The organism is Paenibacillus sp. FSL L8-0494 (assembly GCF_038003695.1).
In the GTDB taxonomy this organism is placed as follows: Bacteria; Bacillota; Bacilli; order Paenibacillales; family Paenibacillaceae; genus Paenibacillus_AQ; species Paenibacillus_AQ odorifer.
Genome location: NZ_JBBOPQ010000001.1, coordinates 2,836,673 through 2,851,316, shown reverse-complemented (window position 1 = coordinate 2,851,316; position 14,644 = coordinate 2,836,673). Strand labels below are relative to the sequence as shown.

Genomic DNA, 14,644 nt, shown 5'->3' with positions numbered 1-14,644 from the left:
TTCCGGTTGTCATAAAGAGCCCGGTTCTGGGCTTTCATCATAAATTTAAGACCCGTAATTGCTCCATAACCCAAGAAGAAACGGCAGCGCCTCAAAACAAATAGGCGGCATCCGTTTCTACAATAGGTCATTATTACTTATACTTGAGACTACTCTTCACCGCGGGTTAGAGTAATGCGATCTTCGTAAATTTCCTCAAGAGCAACACCAACAAATTTATGCGATCTAGGATTCTTCACATCTGTCTTGCCACCCTCACGCAATTGTCTAGCACGACGTGCAGCAGCGACAACGAGCGAATACTTACTGTCAACCTTAGTCATCATTTCATCAATGGATGGATATAGCACTGGGACACCTCTTCATAGTTTACTGTTAATACCATTTGACCTTCAGCATAAATTATCTGACTTTACAATGTTCGGCGATAATAATGCTTTCTATTCTCTTACAAGCCAGATCAATCTCATCATTCACAACAGCATAATCATAATGCTGCATTAAGTTGATCTCATCTTCCGCAACAGTCATGCGGTGATCGATCACATCTGGATGCTCAGTACCCCGTCCGCGAATGCGGTCCTTCAACTCGTCCATGGATGGAGGAAGAAGGAACACAAAAATCCCTTCAGGAAATTTCTCTTTGACTTTGAGAGCTCCTTGAACCTCAATTTCGAGAATAATGTCTTTGCCGCTATTGAGAGTTCTCTCCACAAAATCACGGGGAGTACCGTAATAATTACCTACGTACTCCGCGTATTCAAGCAATTGATCGGCTTCGATCATTGTCATAAATTCCTCTTTGCTTTTGAAAAAATAGTTGACGCCATCTTCCTCACCCGCACGCGGACTGCGAGTAGTAGCAGAAACTGAGTAGACAAGTTCGGGCATCTTCGGACGTAGTGCAGTACAAACAGTACCTTTACCCACGCCGGAAGGTCCGGATAATATGATGAGCAATCCTTTTGACATAATACACTCCATTTAGTTGTTATTCGTCGTTGTCGTCATCTTTACTGGATAAGCGATGCGCCACAGTCTCCGGCTGTACAGCCGATAGGATGACATGATCACTATCTGTAATGATTACGGCACGAGTCCGTCGGCCATAGGTGGCGTCGATCAACATATGCCGATCACGTGCCTCCTGGATAATACGTTTGATTGGTGCAGATTCCGGACTGACGATAGAAATAATGCGGTTGGCAGACACAATATTTCCAAAGCCAATGTTAATAAGTTTGATTGCCATGTTCCGGTAGTTCCCCCCATAAAGTTCTATGCTATTACCTATTCCCGATTACTCTATGTTCGCAGCTTGTTCTCGAATCTTCTCCAGTTCTGCTTTCATATCTAGCACAAGACCCACGAGAGTTAGATGATTGCATTTCGATCCGATTGTATTCGTCTCACGGTTCATCTCCTGAATGAGAAAATCCAGTTTGCGTCCTACCGGTCCTTTCCCCTTCAGGAGGGCTCTGCATTGCTCGAAATGACTATACAACCGGGTCAACTCTTCATCAATATTACAGCGATCTGCAAAAATAGCGATCTCCATCCCGAATTTATGCTCATCAAAAGCGAACGTCCCATCATTTAGTTCATTCAATCGATGTCGAAGTTTCTCACGATATTCAATGATTACGACAGGTGCAAGTTCAACCATTTCAGCATGCATGTTCTCAAGATGGTTCAGGCGCTGTTCAATATCTGCGGCTAGATAACTGCCTTCACGGGCGCGCATCTCCAGCAGAGACTGCAAACACTGCTCAAGTCCCGCCTCCAATACTTCGGAGTAGTCTTCTAATGTCGCAGACACGGCACCCGCAGCCTCGTCTTTGCTGTCCATAATACCGGGTATAGAAAGTATATCACGTAAAGTCAACTCACCAGTCAAACCATATTCGTTCTTAAGCTGCTCTGCTGCCTTTAGATAGGTCATTACAGCAGAGTGATTCAGAACCGGTCTAACTGTCGACTCATCGTGCTCTCTATTGATGGTAACATCTATTCTTCCCCGTTTGATGTGCTGTTGAACCTTTCTTCTCAACACATCCTCATAACCCGTCCAATCCCGGGGCATCCGCAGTACAACTTCGCAGTACCGGTGATTCACCGATTTCACTTCGAACATAATCTTGTAGCCGCCGAATTGCAGGGACGATTGACCGTATCCGGTCATGCTAAATGACAACGGAATCACATCCATTACACTATTGTAATTGATTATTACTAGCGAAACAAGGGGGACAATTTGCGTCCTGATTTCTCCCACACATACTCCATTAGCTGTGCGCTCATATCATAGAACATGAACGGAGTCATCAGATAGATTCCATTAAAATGGGCAGTAGCAACATCTAACAGTTCCTTAGCGATAGCGACACCTTCTGCTCTTCCAGCTTCCCCTTCAAGTCCCTTCATGCGGTTGCGGACATCGTCCGTAAGCTGAATACCGGGAACCTCATTATGTAGAAACTCTGCATTACGTCCGCTTGCCAGTGGCATAACACCAATGAATACGGGGATTTCCAGATGTGCTGTTGCCTCAGCTATCTTCACGATAAGTTCCTGATCATAGACAGGCTGGGTCATAATATAGTCGGCACCAGAGGCAATTTTCTTCTCCAGACGTTGCACTGCCTTATCCAAATGTTTAACATTCGGGTTAAATGCAGCTCCGATTACAAAATTCGCTTTCTGTTTCAAAGGTTTACCTGAGAAGGAAATCCCGTCATTCAGCTGCTTGATCATTCTAATAATCTCAAAAGAGGTTAAATCATAAACCGAGCTTGAGCCGGGAAGATCTCCAAATTTCGCAGGATCACCTGTTACAGCCAGCACATGATCAATTCCAAGCGCATCAAAACCCATCAAATGGGATTGAGTACCAATCAAATTACGATCCCGGCAAGCAATATGCACTAGCGGACGAAGTCCAGTTTTAGCGTGCACCAAATGTCCCAAAGCCATGTTGCTCATCCGTGTGACAGCCAGGGAGTTGTCGGCGAGTGTCAGCGCATCCGCGCCTGCTCTTCTCAAAACTTCTGCGCCCTGCATAAACTTTGCAATATCCAATTCACGAGGTGGATCAAGCTCAACAATAACCGTATGTCGTTCCTTTACCAGATCAACCAGGTTCGGCTCTCTACCATCTCTATCCTCATCGCCAAAATTCTCTTGCAGCGATACACGCTCCACTGCAGGTGGCAACGGTTTAGGAAGCGGTTGCGGTACATAATTCTTCAGTGCAGAGGAGATTTCTGCGATATGCTGCGGAGTTGTACCACAGCAACCACCGATTATCCGGCAGCCCATCTCCGCGAAAGTCTGTGCCATTTGGCCAAAATATTCTGGTGAAGCCCCGTACCGGTATTCTCCGTCTACATAATCCGCCACACCCGCATTTGGATACACAGAGGCTGGCAGAACCAGATTCCCTTGTACAGCTTTGAGCGCTCGCTTCATTCCGTTCGGGCCTGTGTTACAGTTAAATCCGATAACATCAGCGCCATCGCCTTCCAGAATACGAAAGGCTTCTGGCAAAGTTAATCCATCTAATGTGCGTGCCGTTTCATCGACAGCTAATTGGCAAACTACAGGAAGCGAGCTGATCTTGCGGAGCGTTCTTAGAGCTAAATGCAGTTCCTCAACATCGTAAAAGGTTTCCAGCATAATGCCATCTACGTCCTCTTCTAGCAATGCAGCAATCTGCTGTGTAAAATATTTTTTCAGCTCTGTGGAAGAGAGATTCGCACGTTTGCCCGCACGAATAGATCCTACAGCTCCTAATACATACCCATGATCTCCAGCAGCCTGGCGAGCGATTCTAACCCCGGCTCGATTTATTTCCTCAACCTTGGATTCTAGACCATATTTGGACAGCCTGTCATAGTTCGCCGAGAAGGTGTTGCTTTCCAGCAGCACTGCCCCTGCCTCAATATAGCTGCGATGAACATCTTCGATTACCCCCGGAGAGGTCAAATTTAATTCTTCATAGGAAATGCCGACCGGGAAACCCTTCTGATATAAGTAGGTCCCCATCGCTCCGTCTCCGACTAATACTTTATTTCCCCATGCGGAACGTAAATCCGGCTTCACAACAAGATCCTCCCCTGCCACATTAGTTTCTAACTTTAGTTTCATACTAATGTAACATAAATCGGTATGGATGATAAGCTTTACAAAAGAAAAGCATTTAGACCAAAATATCACCATGCATGTTCATATGTAAAAAGCTTCATACTAACGTTAATGCCGTTATTTCCATAAAGGAGAGAATACTTTGAAGAAAAAAACAAGAAAGTTTCTGATCCGAAAATACGCTGTAACTTTACTGCTAGCCACTCTCTGCTTGCTGTATATTTATTTGCTAGATTGGCTGTATGGCTATGGGCTGGGTAACGTCGGGTATATCCTTAACTATCTATTCTATACCGCCTCTGAGAAAGCTACTGCTTGTATTTTGCTGCTCTGCTTGTTCATCCCCGATATCTATTACTGGAAAACAGGACATCAACCAGAACGTGGCGGGGAAAGATGACTTCTTATCGCCGCAACGATGATAAGAATTACAGGGATCAACACCATAAAGAAGGGGAAAATCGTATATAACAATCTCCCCCCCTCATTAATATGTTCAGTAAAGCTCCGCGCATTCAACATCGAGCTGAACAGAATGATCAGAGCACAGGGATAGACCATTCTCCGGTAAGGAATCTTGAACAATTCCGAAATTCCTATAAGTGCGGCCGCAAAAAACACAGACATTTTGAAAAAAACGCCGATAATCAGCACCATAACAATTAGAATATCCACACGTTGAATAAAATCGGAGATTGAAATCTTGCTAATCGTGGGCATCAGAGGGAGGGGTGACCGTTTCACTATATCTGTGCCAAGCACGGAAATATTCAGCATCATAGTCAGACTTAAGAGCAAACCTGAAACAAATATCCCCGCGGCGATGACCCAAGGACCTTTTTTAACATTGTTCAGATAGGGCATTAGCATGGTAAAACAAATCATTTCACCAAAAGGGAACATATAGTTCTGGCGAATAACAGAATCAATCACAGGCTGGAACCCATTCTCAAAAATAGGAAGTAATCGATTTAAATTAATTGAGCCCGATAACATCAGCATGATCGAGCAAAATATTCCTATCAGCATTACAAGAGTTGCGAATACCAATGAAGTTCGGGATAATACCTCTACTCCTTTATGCAAAACATACGCAGAAGATAAGATCATCAACGTTGAAATAATAAACAAAGGTGTGCGGTGCATAGTAGCCATAACCAGCATGGAACTGCCATCCCGTAAATCACGACCCGCTAAATTGAGGAATAGGGTAATGTAGAGAACGGAAATCACCGTACCTAAGGATTTTCCCAATAGCTTGCGGGTATAAGCCGTTAAGGGGAGATCCGGAAACTTTCTGTACAAATAAGTGTACCCCGAAAATACAATCAAACCGATCAAATTTCCGAGGAGTATGGAAATCCACGCATCTTTACCAGACTCCATCCCAAGATTCACTACCAGCGCTGTTCCCAGCTCAAACAACAAAGTCAACGTGAAAAATTGGAGTAGTCCTATTTTTATCTTTCCCATAGCTGTCTCCTCCTTTATTGTCATTACTTATTCTTGGATTGAAAGGAATCACTTCGCATATCCGTATGCCTGATCACAGCATCAGCCTCGATATTAATCTGGCAGGTTTCAAATATACTCTCCCAATGATCTTTCACTTGTTTCCAGCCACGTGGATTAGCTCTTTCTACTGCTTCACCGAAACCTAGATAATCACTTTTTAATGAACGGGCAGTTGCTATGGCAGCGCGGATCTGTTCTTGAATATTCTTTTCCAAAAGCTTCGAAAGATCGTTTAACACTGTTGGATCTGTTAGATCCAAGCCATTGGGCGATTCCTTTAATCCAGCCTGCTGAGTGACATTAACCGTGAAGATAGGATGCTCTATATCTTTCGCATCCGCGTGGATATGTACCTGTGATAAATACACATTAAACGATATATAGTCCTTCTCCCCTATCGAGACCAATACCGGCATCTGAGATATTTTATTCTTAAGTAGAACGGTACCGATCGCCTCTTCGCCGAGCAGCCATCCTTTAAGCTTGTCTTCTTTAAAAGCTGCAAGACCGGTAACCTTTATTATGGTCTTCGGACTTATGTTCTTTAAATTATCGTTGCTCTCCCTCTGGTCCAAATCTCCAGTCACTAGCACGCCATTGATCACAGGCCCCCCACCCGGAACCTGAATCCCCCGGATAATATCATCCACTTCCATCCGATAGTTATATCCGAATTGTTTAGAGGTTGTCTGCAGCTTCTCCACCAAATCATTGGCTGGAATCCTTCCGAACACGGTCATAGTTGTCATACATTCACTTGCAGGCTGTCCCTTGGAAATAAAAATCAGGCTTGTCAGCCGGGTTTCGCTTTCCCTTTCCAGCACATCCATGATATCCTTGATGCCTTCTTGAGCGAACTTCTCGGAAATGATGACCACCCTAATATGTCCTAAAGACAAAAAACGTGCAGTCTGACGCGAGGCATTAGCTAATGCTTCAAACATAGTGCGGCCGCTACCTTTATAAACCGAAACAGGTGAAGTTCCTCTAGCGTTCTTCCCAGAGATTTCGTCAGCAACGATAACCTGAAAGGATAATACATATTTCTCTTCTTCTGTAGGTCCTCTATCTATGGACACACCGGAAACGATGGCTCTTCTGTTTAATTCCACACTATCCCAGCAGCCTGTGAGACTAAGACAGATCAATACGCAAGGTAAAAGTCCTGCTAAGAAAAAATTGCATTTACTCAGAATCTTGCTTTCCTTTCTTATGCGGCTGTGTCCCTTTAGTCTTATCAAGAATTTTTGGAGATAGGTTCTGTTCATGTCCGGCTGTGATCTCCTTCCCTTCTGAAATGTTCCCTTGCTGCGCAGTAGCAGGAGCTGGTTCTGCTGTGCCAAGCGCCCACAAAGGCAGCCTTAAGACGGCATCCTTCTGACCTCTGGATGACAAAGGCACGATTGGAGACAAATAAGGAACGCCAAAAGTCCGCAGACTGTTCATATGTGCAACCAGTACGATTAAACCCAGTGTAATCCCGTAAAAACCAAACATACCAGCCAATATCAAAAAACCAAAGCGGATAATTCTGCCCGCAATCGCCATGTTATACGCTGGAATGGCAAAGCTCGCAATCCCGGTCAACGCGACCACAATCACCATAACGGGCGTAATAATTCCAGCCTCTACCACAGCCTGACCAAGAATCAGAGCACCTACTACAGATACGGTCTGCCCAACTGCACGCGGCATTCTTACTCCCGCTTCCCGGATGATCTCAAACGCACCTTCCATTAGAATAGCTTCGACAAAAGCGGGGAAAGGCACATTTTCCCGTTGCGATAAAAGGTTGATCAGCAAAGTCGTAGGGATCATCTCATAATGAAACGTCGTCAAAGCTATATACACGGAAGGCCCTAGAATAAGCACGATAAAACTGATATACCGAATAATTCGCATCAGAATTGCAATATCGAACCTTTGCGCATAATCCGAAGCTGACTGAAAAAAAAGAGTGAAAACTGCAGGCAAAATCAATACAAAGGGGGTACCATCAACGACAATCACTACCCTCCCTTCTAACAGATTCGTTGCAGCAACGTCTGGCCGCTCGCTGTTATTGATGGTCGGAAAAGGGGTAAAGGTCTTATCCTGAATCAGCTCTTCGATATAACCGGATTCCATGATGGCATCTACATTAATCTGCTGCAGCCGTTTTCTAACTTCTTCAACCAGCTTCTCGTCCGCAGTATCCTTGATGTACATAAAAACCACATCGGTCTGAGTTACCGCCCCGATCTTCACATGCTCGAGTCTTAGTTTGGGTGATCTTATTCTTCTGCGTATTAATGAGACATTCGTAGCCAAAGATTCAACAAAGCTATCCTTTGGACCACGCACAACTAGCTGAGTGGAGGGTTCAGTGACAGAACGAGCTTCCCCTCCTTCAGTCTCACACATGATGCCACTGTCATAACCTTCAATGAGAATCAGTGTCTTCCCAGAAAGAATTCCGAGCAGCACCTCGTTCCAATCCTCCTGCAGCTGCGCTTCACCTATTTCCAGGGCACGGTTTAAAATGAGGTCATTCAGATTATTATTTGCTGCAGTATTACTTTCCTTAAGCATCTCATCTGTTATGGAGAGCAATGAACCCATTACAAATTGATTCACGGTTTCTGTCTTAGCTAGACCATTAAGATGTACCGCAGCAGCCTCAACAACGGATTCCTCACCAAGCTTTACCTGGCGGATTCTAAGATCCGGACTATCTCCCAGCTCGGTTATGATATTGTTTAGCGTCTGCTCCAGATGAATGGTTAATCTCACTCCAGAACCTGGACCTGCCGGGTCAGCTTGCTGTCCCTTACCGGATTTATTTTTTTTAGTTAACCCGTTGATGTTCAACAAGCTCCCCTCCTTTTTTTCATAAACATTGTAGTATTATTCTCGGTTACTCCTTCCATTATTCGGCTGCTTAAAGTCACCTCAGGTTAGAAACACAAAAAAGGCAGTCCAAGAATGTGCTCTTGGACTGCCTTTTTATTATTTTTCTATATTGCTACACTGCCCGTGAATACGACCTCAGCAGGTCCAGTCATATACACATGATTATCCTCTTCATTCCATTCAATATAGAGATCGCCGCCCTTTAGACTAATCCAAGCTGCCCGGTCTGTAAATTCATTCAGTACAGAGGAGACAAGGGTTGCACAGGCTCCAGTGCCACAGGCAAGCGTAGGTCCTGCCCCACGTTCCCAGACACGCATATCCACTCTGCCCCGATCCAGTACCGTTGCGAATTCAACGTTTACTTTTCTCGGGAACAAAGGATGTACCTCAAGCTTAGGTCCCCATGTGGCAAGATCAAAATTCACTGCATCTTCTACGTAAATCACGCAATGAGGATTTCCCATGGATACCGCTGTGAACTTAAATTCGGTTCCGTCCGCTTCAATCGGCTGAGCGAGCACTGGCTCTGCATCAATAGATACTGGAATTTGCAGACCGGACAATACAGGTTCGCCCATATCTACGGTTACAGTCTCCACAACACCGTCTTTCACGTTTAAAGTAACCTTTTGTTCTCCGGCACCAATCGTTTCTATTACAATCTGCTCTGAGCTTACCAGTCCGTGGTCATATACATATTTAGAGACACAGCGAATGGCATTTCCGCACTGCTCCGCCTCCGAACCATCAGAATTCATAATACGCATCTTGAAATCGCCACGCTCAGAAGGCAGGATATATACCAGTCCGTCAGCACCGATTCCAAAGAACCGGTTGCATAGGGTTACAGCAAGCTCCGCTGCATTACTTGGCAGCTCTTGCTCGCCGAAAACAACGATGAAGTCATTACCGAGGCCGTGCATTTTTGTGAATTCCATTAAAAGTCCACTCCTAAAGGTTATGTTATGTTAGCATTCGCTTAAGCTTAAAGTTCTGTGTAATTGAGCATTTCGCAAGCATATGAGCGGTTAACTGCAACAAGTATACCTTTAGGAATGGAGCATTAGTATTGACTTTATGCTGAAATTTTTGTACTTTTTATCATCGGATTACTGCCGCTGCGTCCACGATTACGTTTGCCACCCCAAACACTGCCGGCACCCATCAAGAAGGTCGGGATCCCCGCTGTTACAAACACCAGACACCATTCGCGGAAATTGAGCGGCACTGTTTTGAAGACAGGCTGGAGCACAGGCACGTACATTACGGCCAGCATCAGTAAGACTGATGACAACACGGCAAGCACTAGATACTTATTCTGGAACGGATTGCGGTGGAACACTGAACGCGAACTGCGGCAATCGAACACATGGATCAACTGTGCCATAACTAGTGTTGCAAAAGCAACGGACTGTGCCCGAATCAATTGTGCAGGATTCTCTGGTGCTATACGTAAAGTTAGCCAAAATGCTCCTAGCGTACATAAACCAATCAAGAATCCACGGCTTATAATTTTCCAGCCTAAGCGGCGGGCAAAAATATTTTCTTTCGCACCACGAGGTTTATGCTCCATCAAATCCTTCTCGGGCTGATCCACTCCAAGTGCCATCGCTGGCAGTCCGTCTGTCACTAGATTGACCCAAAGAATTTGGATCGGAACGAGTGGTAAAGGCAGACCCAGCATCATGGCAAAAAACATAGTCAGAATCTCTCCCACATTGGATGCCAACAGATAACGAATGAATTTACGAATATTCTCATAGATATTTCTGCCTTCTTCGATGGCAGCAACAATCGTTGAGAAGTTATCATCCCCGAGAACAAGTGACGATGCTTCCTTGGTCACATCTGTACCTGTGATCCCCATGGATATCCCGATATCTGCAGCCTTAATGGCTGGAGCGTCGTTCACTCCATCTCCGGTCATAGCCACTACGTGACCGTGACGTTGTAGAGATTTAACGATCCGAAGCTTATGCTCTGGAGATACGCGGGCGAATACAAACACATTGTCCGATATCTTATCCAGCTCATCATCATCCATCCGGGTTAACTGAGCGCCTGTCAGCACCGTTCCACCACGCTGCAGAATTCCCAGCTGGTGAGCAATTGCCTCGGCAGTTGTTCCATGATCACCAGTAATCATAACCGTCTTAATCCCTGCCCGGCGTGTGACACTGATGGCATCGCGGACTTCACGACGTGGCGGATCGATCATTCCTGCCAAGCCAATAAAGACTAATTGATTCTCCGCATCCTTTTCACTATTCACATGTTCATTTGGACGCATATCCCGGTAAGCCATACCTAGCACACGAAGGGCTCCTGAAGCCATTTGCTCATTGGCATCAAGCACCTTCTGCCGCAAAGTTGGCGTACAAGGCACAACACCGCCCTCCCAAAGCATATATGCGCAGCGATTCAGCAATACATCGGGCGCACCTTTGGTACATACCATCCGTCCTCCCGGATGGCCTACGATCACAGACATCAGCTTCCGCTCAGAATCAAACGGAAATTCCTGTTCACGAGTGTAGGTTACGGCAAGCGTCTGAGCGGTCAGTCCCATCTTTCCTGACAGTGCCACGAGCGCTCCTTCTGTCGGGTCGCCCTTCAGTTCCCAAACGGAAGTGTTGTCTGCAGACTTTTCAAGAACAGCATCCTTATCCTTCCCTTTTCGTTTGCCTCGCACTTCAGACTGGAAGGTCTCAATAATTTCCGCGTTGCTGCATAATGCGCCAACCTGCAACATCCGCCGTAAGCTTTGATCATGTTTTAGATCCACTGCTTTGCCTTTCTCCAGAACCTGTCCATTTGGAGCATACCCTTCACCTGTTACCTCAAGACCACGTCCACCCGTCCATAATCGGGTCACCGTCATTTTATTTTGCGTTAATGTTCCTGTCTTGTCTGAACAGATTACCGAGGCACAGCCCAACGTTTCCACTGACGGCAATTTACGAACGATAGCCTTGCGTTTGATCATCCGCTGCACGCCTAGCGCAAGCGCAATAGTTACAATAGCGGGGAGACCTTCCGGAATCGCGGCAACTGCCAAGCTCACACCAGCTAAGAACATGGAGGTGGCAGGCTGTCCATGCAGAATACCTGCTACCACAACTACAATTGTCAATCCCAGAGATACGTAGATCAGAATCTTTCCTAGCTGCTCAAGCCGATGCTGTAAAGGTGTTTCCTGAGAATCCGTATTTTGGATTAGATCCGCTATCTTACCCATTTCCGTGTTCATACCGGTACGGATTACAACAGCTCGCCCTGTTCCTCTGGTCACCATAGTGCCCATGAAGCCTAAATTCTTCTGATCACCAAGCGGAATCTCTTCTGCACGGATCGCTTCCGAATGCTTCGAGACAGGCAATGATTCCCCAGTAAGTGCGGATTCTTCCACATATAGAGCACTGCATTCCAACCAACGTACATCGGCAGGAATCCGATCTCCACTCTCCAGCAAGACAATATCACCTGGCACCAACATCTTGGCTGGGATAATCTCGCTATTCCCTCCACGTAGCACTTTGGCAGAAGGTGCGGAGAGTTGCTTTAAAGCTCTTAGCGAACGTTCGGCGCGAAACTCCTGAACAAATCCAAGCGCTCCATTCAGTAGGATAATCGCGATGATCGTGATGGCATCCAAGTATTCGCCTAGCAACCCGGATACAAGCGTTGCACCCATGAGCACAAGCACCATGAAATCCTTGAACTGGTTCAACAGCAGGGTAAACGGAGATACTGTCTTTCCTTCCGACAGCTCGTTGTACCCGTTCTCCTTTCGTCTCTCCGCGGCTTCCTCATCACTGAGGCCCGTCCTTGGCTGGACATTGAACATTTTCTGCAGCTCTTCTGCACCGAGACGGTGCCAACTGTTTTGTTCCATGACTTTTCTTTCCCTCCCGGTCGTTTCTTTACTTCCGGCGGCGCACAGCTTTTCCACCTGTTCATGACAAATGTATTCAAGGTCGTCCAATAATATCACCCCTATCCAATTCCCCTTTTGCGCGAATGTCCTAAAGTATGGCATCATAGAGAGGTGAGCATAGACGTCTTCGGCGTCCTTATAAGGACAGGTAAGCGTTTGAGCGAGAAATATAAGGTATAAGTATTGTGTGAAACTTTTACTTTCTTATATTTAAGAAATTCATTTCACGGCGACAGGAGAGCTTTATCATGGCATTAGACGGCATTGTTACCCGAGCTATCGTGCACGAATTGCAATCATTCATAGGTGCACGTATAGGAAAAATATATCAACCGAACAATCACGATTTAATTTTTAACCTGCGCGGCGCAGGTGGCGGCGGCAAGCTGCTGCTCTCTGCTAATCCAACGTATCCTCGGGTGCATTTTACCGAAAGAAACAGCATTAATCCTTCGGAAGCACCCATGTTCTGCATGCTTATGCGGAAGCATTGTGAGGGAGGGACCATTGAAAGTATTACGCAGGTAGGTATGGAACGAATTATTCACATAAACGTCAAGACTAGAGATGAGCTTGGTGACGTCTTTGCCAAAAAGATCATCATAGAACTCATGGGTCGACACAGTAACATCATTCTTACTGATCTCAGCTCTGGAACGATCATAGACGGCATTCATCATGTAACTCCATCGATCAGCAGCTATCGGATTGTGATGCCCGGCATCGCCTATACAGAGCCGCCACAGCAACATAAGCTGAACCCTTTGGAGATTGGTCAGGAGCAATTTCTCAATTTAATCTCGGCTGCTGAAGAAGCTGCACTGATAGAGGATGTTGAGGAGGAGACTGAGCCAGAAGAAATCATTGAGGGTGAGCTTGCTAATCTGATCACAAAAGAAGCAGTAGAGCAAAAACCTGACGGCTCTGGCGGTCCTTCTCCCTCAGCTGACCCCGTGGGCTGGATGGTACATGCTTTCAGCGGAATGAGCCCACTGATTGCTGGTGAAATTGCTCTTCGTCTGAGAAACACCCTGGATAAAGGCGAAGTTACAGAATCCGAAGCAGCATTTCCGACACAATTATGGGTTGCCTTCCATTCTGTAATGGGATCCGTACGCGATAACGAATTTTCTCCTGTTGCAGGTGCAAACGCAAAAGGTAAGATGATTTTTTCTGCGATCCCCTTAACACTTCTGGGTGAGAGTGCGAAACATTACAACTCCATCAGTGAATGTATGGAGGATTATTACGGGGATAAAGCCGAGCGCGATACTGTAAAGCAACGGGTGAGTGATTTGATCCGCTTCCTCAGCAATGAACGGAGCAAAAACGTTAAGAAACTCGCTAATTTGCAGAAGGATCTCGACGAAGCTCAGGATGCGGATCGTTACCGCATTTGGGGTGAGTTGCTTTTCGCTTCATTACACGCGGTATCCAAAGGGGATAAAGAAGCCTCCTTGGTCAATTATTATGATGAAAATCAGGCGGAAATGGTGGTTCCGCTCGATCCGTTATTAAATCCTTCGGACAATGCACAACGTTATTTCAAAAAATACAACAAATATAAAAACAGCCTGCTTGTCATTAATGAACAGCTTTTGAAGACGCATGAGGAAATTCTGTATATGGAGAGTCTGCTGCAGCAACTTGCCCACGCTTCCCTCAACGATATTGAGGAGATCCGCGACGAGCTTGTAAGCCAAGGTTATCTGCGAGACCGGAGCAAAAAGGGCAAAAAGAAGAAAAAGGCCACCAGACCCACATTACAGGTCTTCACCTCTTCAGAAGGAATCGATATTTATGTCGGCAAAAATAATTTGCAGAACGAATACGTCACCAATCGACTGGCTTCTCCGAATGATACTTGGCTGCATACCAAGGACATCCCCGGATCACACGTGGTCATCCGAAGTGAGCAATTTGGAGATGCAACGCTGGAAGAAGCCGCTCAGCTTGCCGCTTATTTCAGCCAAGCCAAACAGTCCAGCAGTGTGCCTGTGGACTGTACATTGATCCGCTATGTACGTAAACCAAGCGGTTCCAAGCCGGGATTTGTAATCTATGATCATCAAAAGACACTGTTCGTCACACCCAATGAGGAAAGAATTAAGAGTCTTCCAAATACTTTGAGAAGCTAAATACTAGATATAAAGA

12 protein-coding genes are annotated in these 14,644 nt (G+C 45.7%); 2 read left to right on the top strand and 10 right to left on the bottom strand.

What is annotated here, in order from left to right:
• Nucleotides 1-149 precede the first annotated feature (149 nt).
• From rpoZ to NYE35_RS12735, 5 genes are read right to left on the bottom strand one after another with little or no spacing between them, the layout of a single operon-like run.
• Nucleotides 150-350 (bottom strand): DNA-directed RNA polymerase subunit omega, encoded by a 201-nt coding sequence (rpoZ, locus tag NYE35_RS12755; protein ID WP_036686188.1) that lies wholly within the window; start codon nucleotides 348-350, stop codon nucleotides 150-152.
• Between the two features lie 52 nt (nucleotides 351-402).
• Nucleotides 403-972: a guanylate kinase gene (gene gmk, locus NYE35_RS12750; protein ID WP_036686186.1), complete on the bottom strand. Its 570-nt coding sequence runs from the start codon at nucleotides 970-972 to the stop codon at nucleotides 403-405.
• 19 nt (nucleotides 973-991) lie between these two features.
• Entirely contained in the window at nucleotides 992-1,252 is a 261-nt protein-coding gene (remA, locus tag NYE35_RS12745) for an extracellular matrix/biofilm regulator RemA (RefSeq protein ID WP_006209218.1), read from the bottom strand.
• 48 nt (nucleotides 1,253-1,300) lie between these two features.
• Nucleotides 1,301-2,194, bottom strand: a complete 894-nt coding sequence (locus NYE35_RS12740) for a YicC/YloC family endoribonuclease (protein ID WP_036686185.1) — start codon at nucleotides 2,192-2,194, stop codon at nucleotides 1,301-1,303.
• Nucleotides 2,195-2,232: 38 nt separating this feature from the next.
• A complete protein-coding gene (locus NYE35_RS12735) occupies nucleotides 2,233-4,101 on the bottom strand; it encodes a bifunctional homocysteine S-methyltransferase/methylenetetrahydrofolate reductase (RefSeq protein WP_076099571.1) in 1,869 nt (622 codons plus the stop codon).
• Between the two features lie 184 nt (nucleotides 4,102-4,285).
• On the opposite strand from NYE35_RS12735, the gene NYE35_RS12730 reads away from it, so the two are divergent.
• Nucleotides 4,286-4,543, top strand: coding sequence for a hypothetical protein (locus NYE35_RS12730; protein WP_036686181.1), 258 nt, complete (start codon nucleotides 4,286-4,288; stop codon nucleotides 4,541-4,543).
• Here NYE35_RS12730 and NYE35_RS12725 read toward each other — a convergent pair.
• From NYE35_RS12725 to NYE35_RS12705, 5 genes are all read right to left on the bottom strand, one after another.
• Nucleotides 4,516-5,616, bottom strand: a complete 1,101-nt coding sequence (locus NYE35_RS12725; RefSeq protein ID WP_036686178.1) for a GerAB/ArcD/ProY family transporter — start codon at nucleotides 5,614-5,616, stop codon at nucleotides 4,516-4,518. The genes NYE35_RS12730 and NYE35_RS12725 overlap by 28 nt on opposite strands.
• Before the next feature lie 23 nt (nucleotides 5,617-5,639).
• Entirely contained in the window at nucleotides 5,640-6,926 is a 1,287-nt protein-coding gene (locus NYE35_RS12720; protein WP_080742471.1) for a Ger(x)C family spore germination protein, read from the bottom strand.
• A complete protein-coding gene (locus NYE35_RS12715; protein WP_254924572.1) occupies nucleotides 6,844-8,508 on the bottom strand; it encodes a spore germination protein in 1,665 nt (554 codons plus the stop codon). Before NYE35_RS12715 ends, NYE35_RS12720 begins: the two co-directional genes overlap by 83 nt.
• Before the next feature lie 146 nt (nucleotides 8,509-8,654).
• Nucleotides 8,655-9,491, bottom strand: coding sequence for a diaminopimelate epimerase (gene dapF / locus NYE35_RS12710; protein WP_094902135.1), 837 nt, complete (start codon nucleotides 9,489-9,491; stop codon nucleotides 8,655-8,657).
• Between the two features lie 137 nt (nucleotides 9,492-9,628).
• Nucleotides 9,629-12,448: a calcium-translocating P-type ATPase, SERCA-type gene (locus tag NYE35_RS12705; RefSeq protein WP_036686174.1), complete on the bottom strand. Its 2,820-nt coding sequence runs from the start codon at nucleotides 12,446-12,448 to the stop codon at nucleotides 9,629-9,631.
• A gap of 290 nt (nucleotides 12,449-12,738) precedes the next feature.
• On the opposite strand from NYE35_RS12705, the gene NYE35_RS12700 reads away from it, so the two are divergent.
• Nucleotides 12,739-14,628 carry an Rqc2 family fibronectin-binding protein gene (locus tag NYE35_RS12700; protein ID WP_076274917.1) on the top strand — a complete coding sequence of 630 codons (1,890 nt, stop codon included), beginning with the start codon at nucleotides 12,739-12,741 and terminating at the stop codon, nucleotides 14,626-14,628.
• The last annotated feature ends 16 nt before the right edge of the window (nucleotides 14,629-14,644 follow it).

Coding starts and splice junctions, on each gene's coding strand:
- gmk (WP_036686186.1), bottom strand. CDS start 972: ATGTCAAAAGGATTGCTCATCATATTATCCGGACCTTCCGGCGTGGGT.
- remA (WP_006209218.1), bottom strand. CDS start 1,252: ATGGCAATCAAACTTATTAACATTGGCTTTGGAAATATTGTGTCTGCC.
- NYE35_RS12725 (WP_036686178.1), bottom strand. CDS start 5,616: ATGGGAAAGATAAAAATAGGACTACTCCAATTTTTCACGTTGACTTTG.
- NYE35_RS12720 (WP_080742471.1), bottom strand. CDS start 6,926: ATGAACAGAACCTATCTCCAAAAATTCTTGATAAGACTAAAGGGACAC.
- dapF (WP_094902135.1), bottom strand. CDS start 9,491: ATGGAATTCACAAAAATGCACGGCCTCGGTAATGACTTCATCGTTGTT.
- NYE35_RS12705 (WP_036686174.1), bottom strand. CDS start 12,448: ATGGAACAAAACAGTTGGCACCGTCTCGGTGCAGAAGAGCTGCAGAAA.
- NYE35_RS12700 (WP_076274917.1), top strand. CDS start 12,739: ATGGCATTAGACGGCATTGTTACCCGAGCTATCGTGCACGAATTGCAA.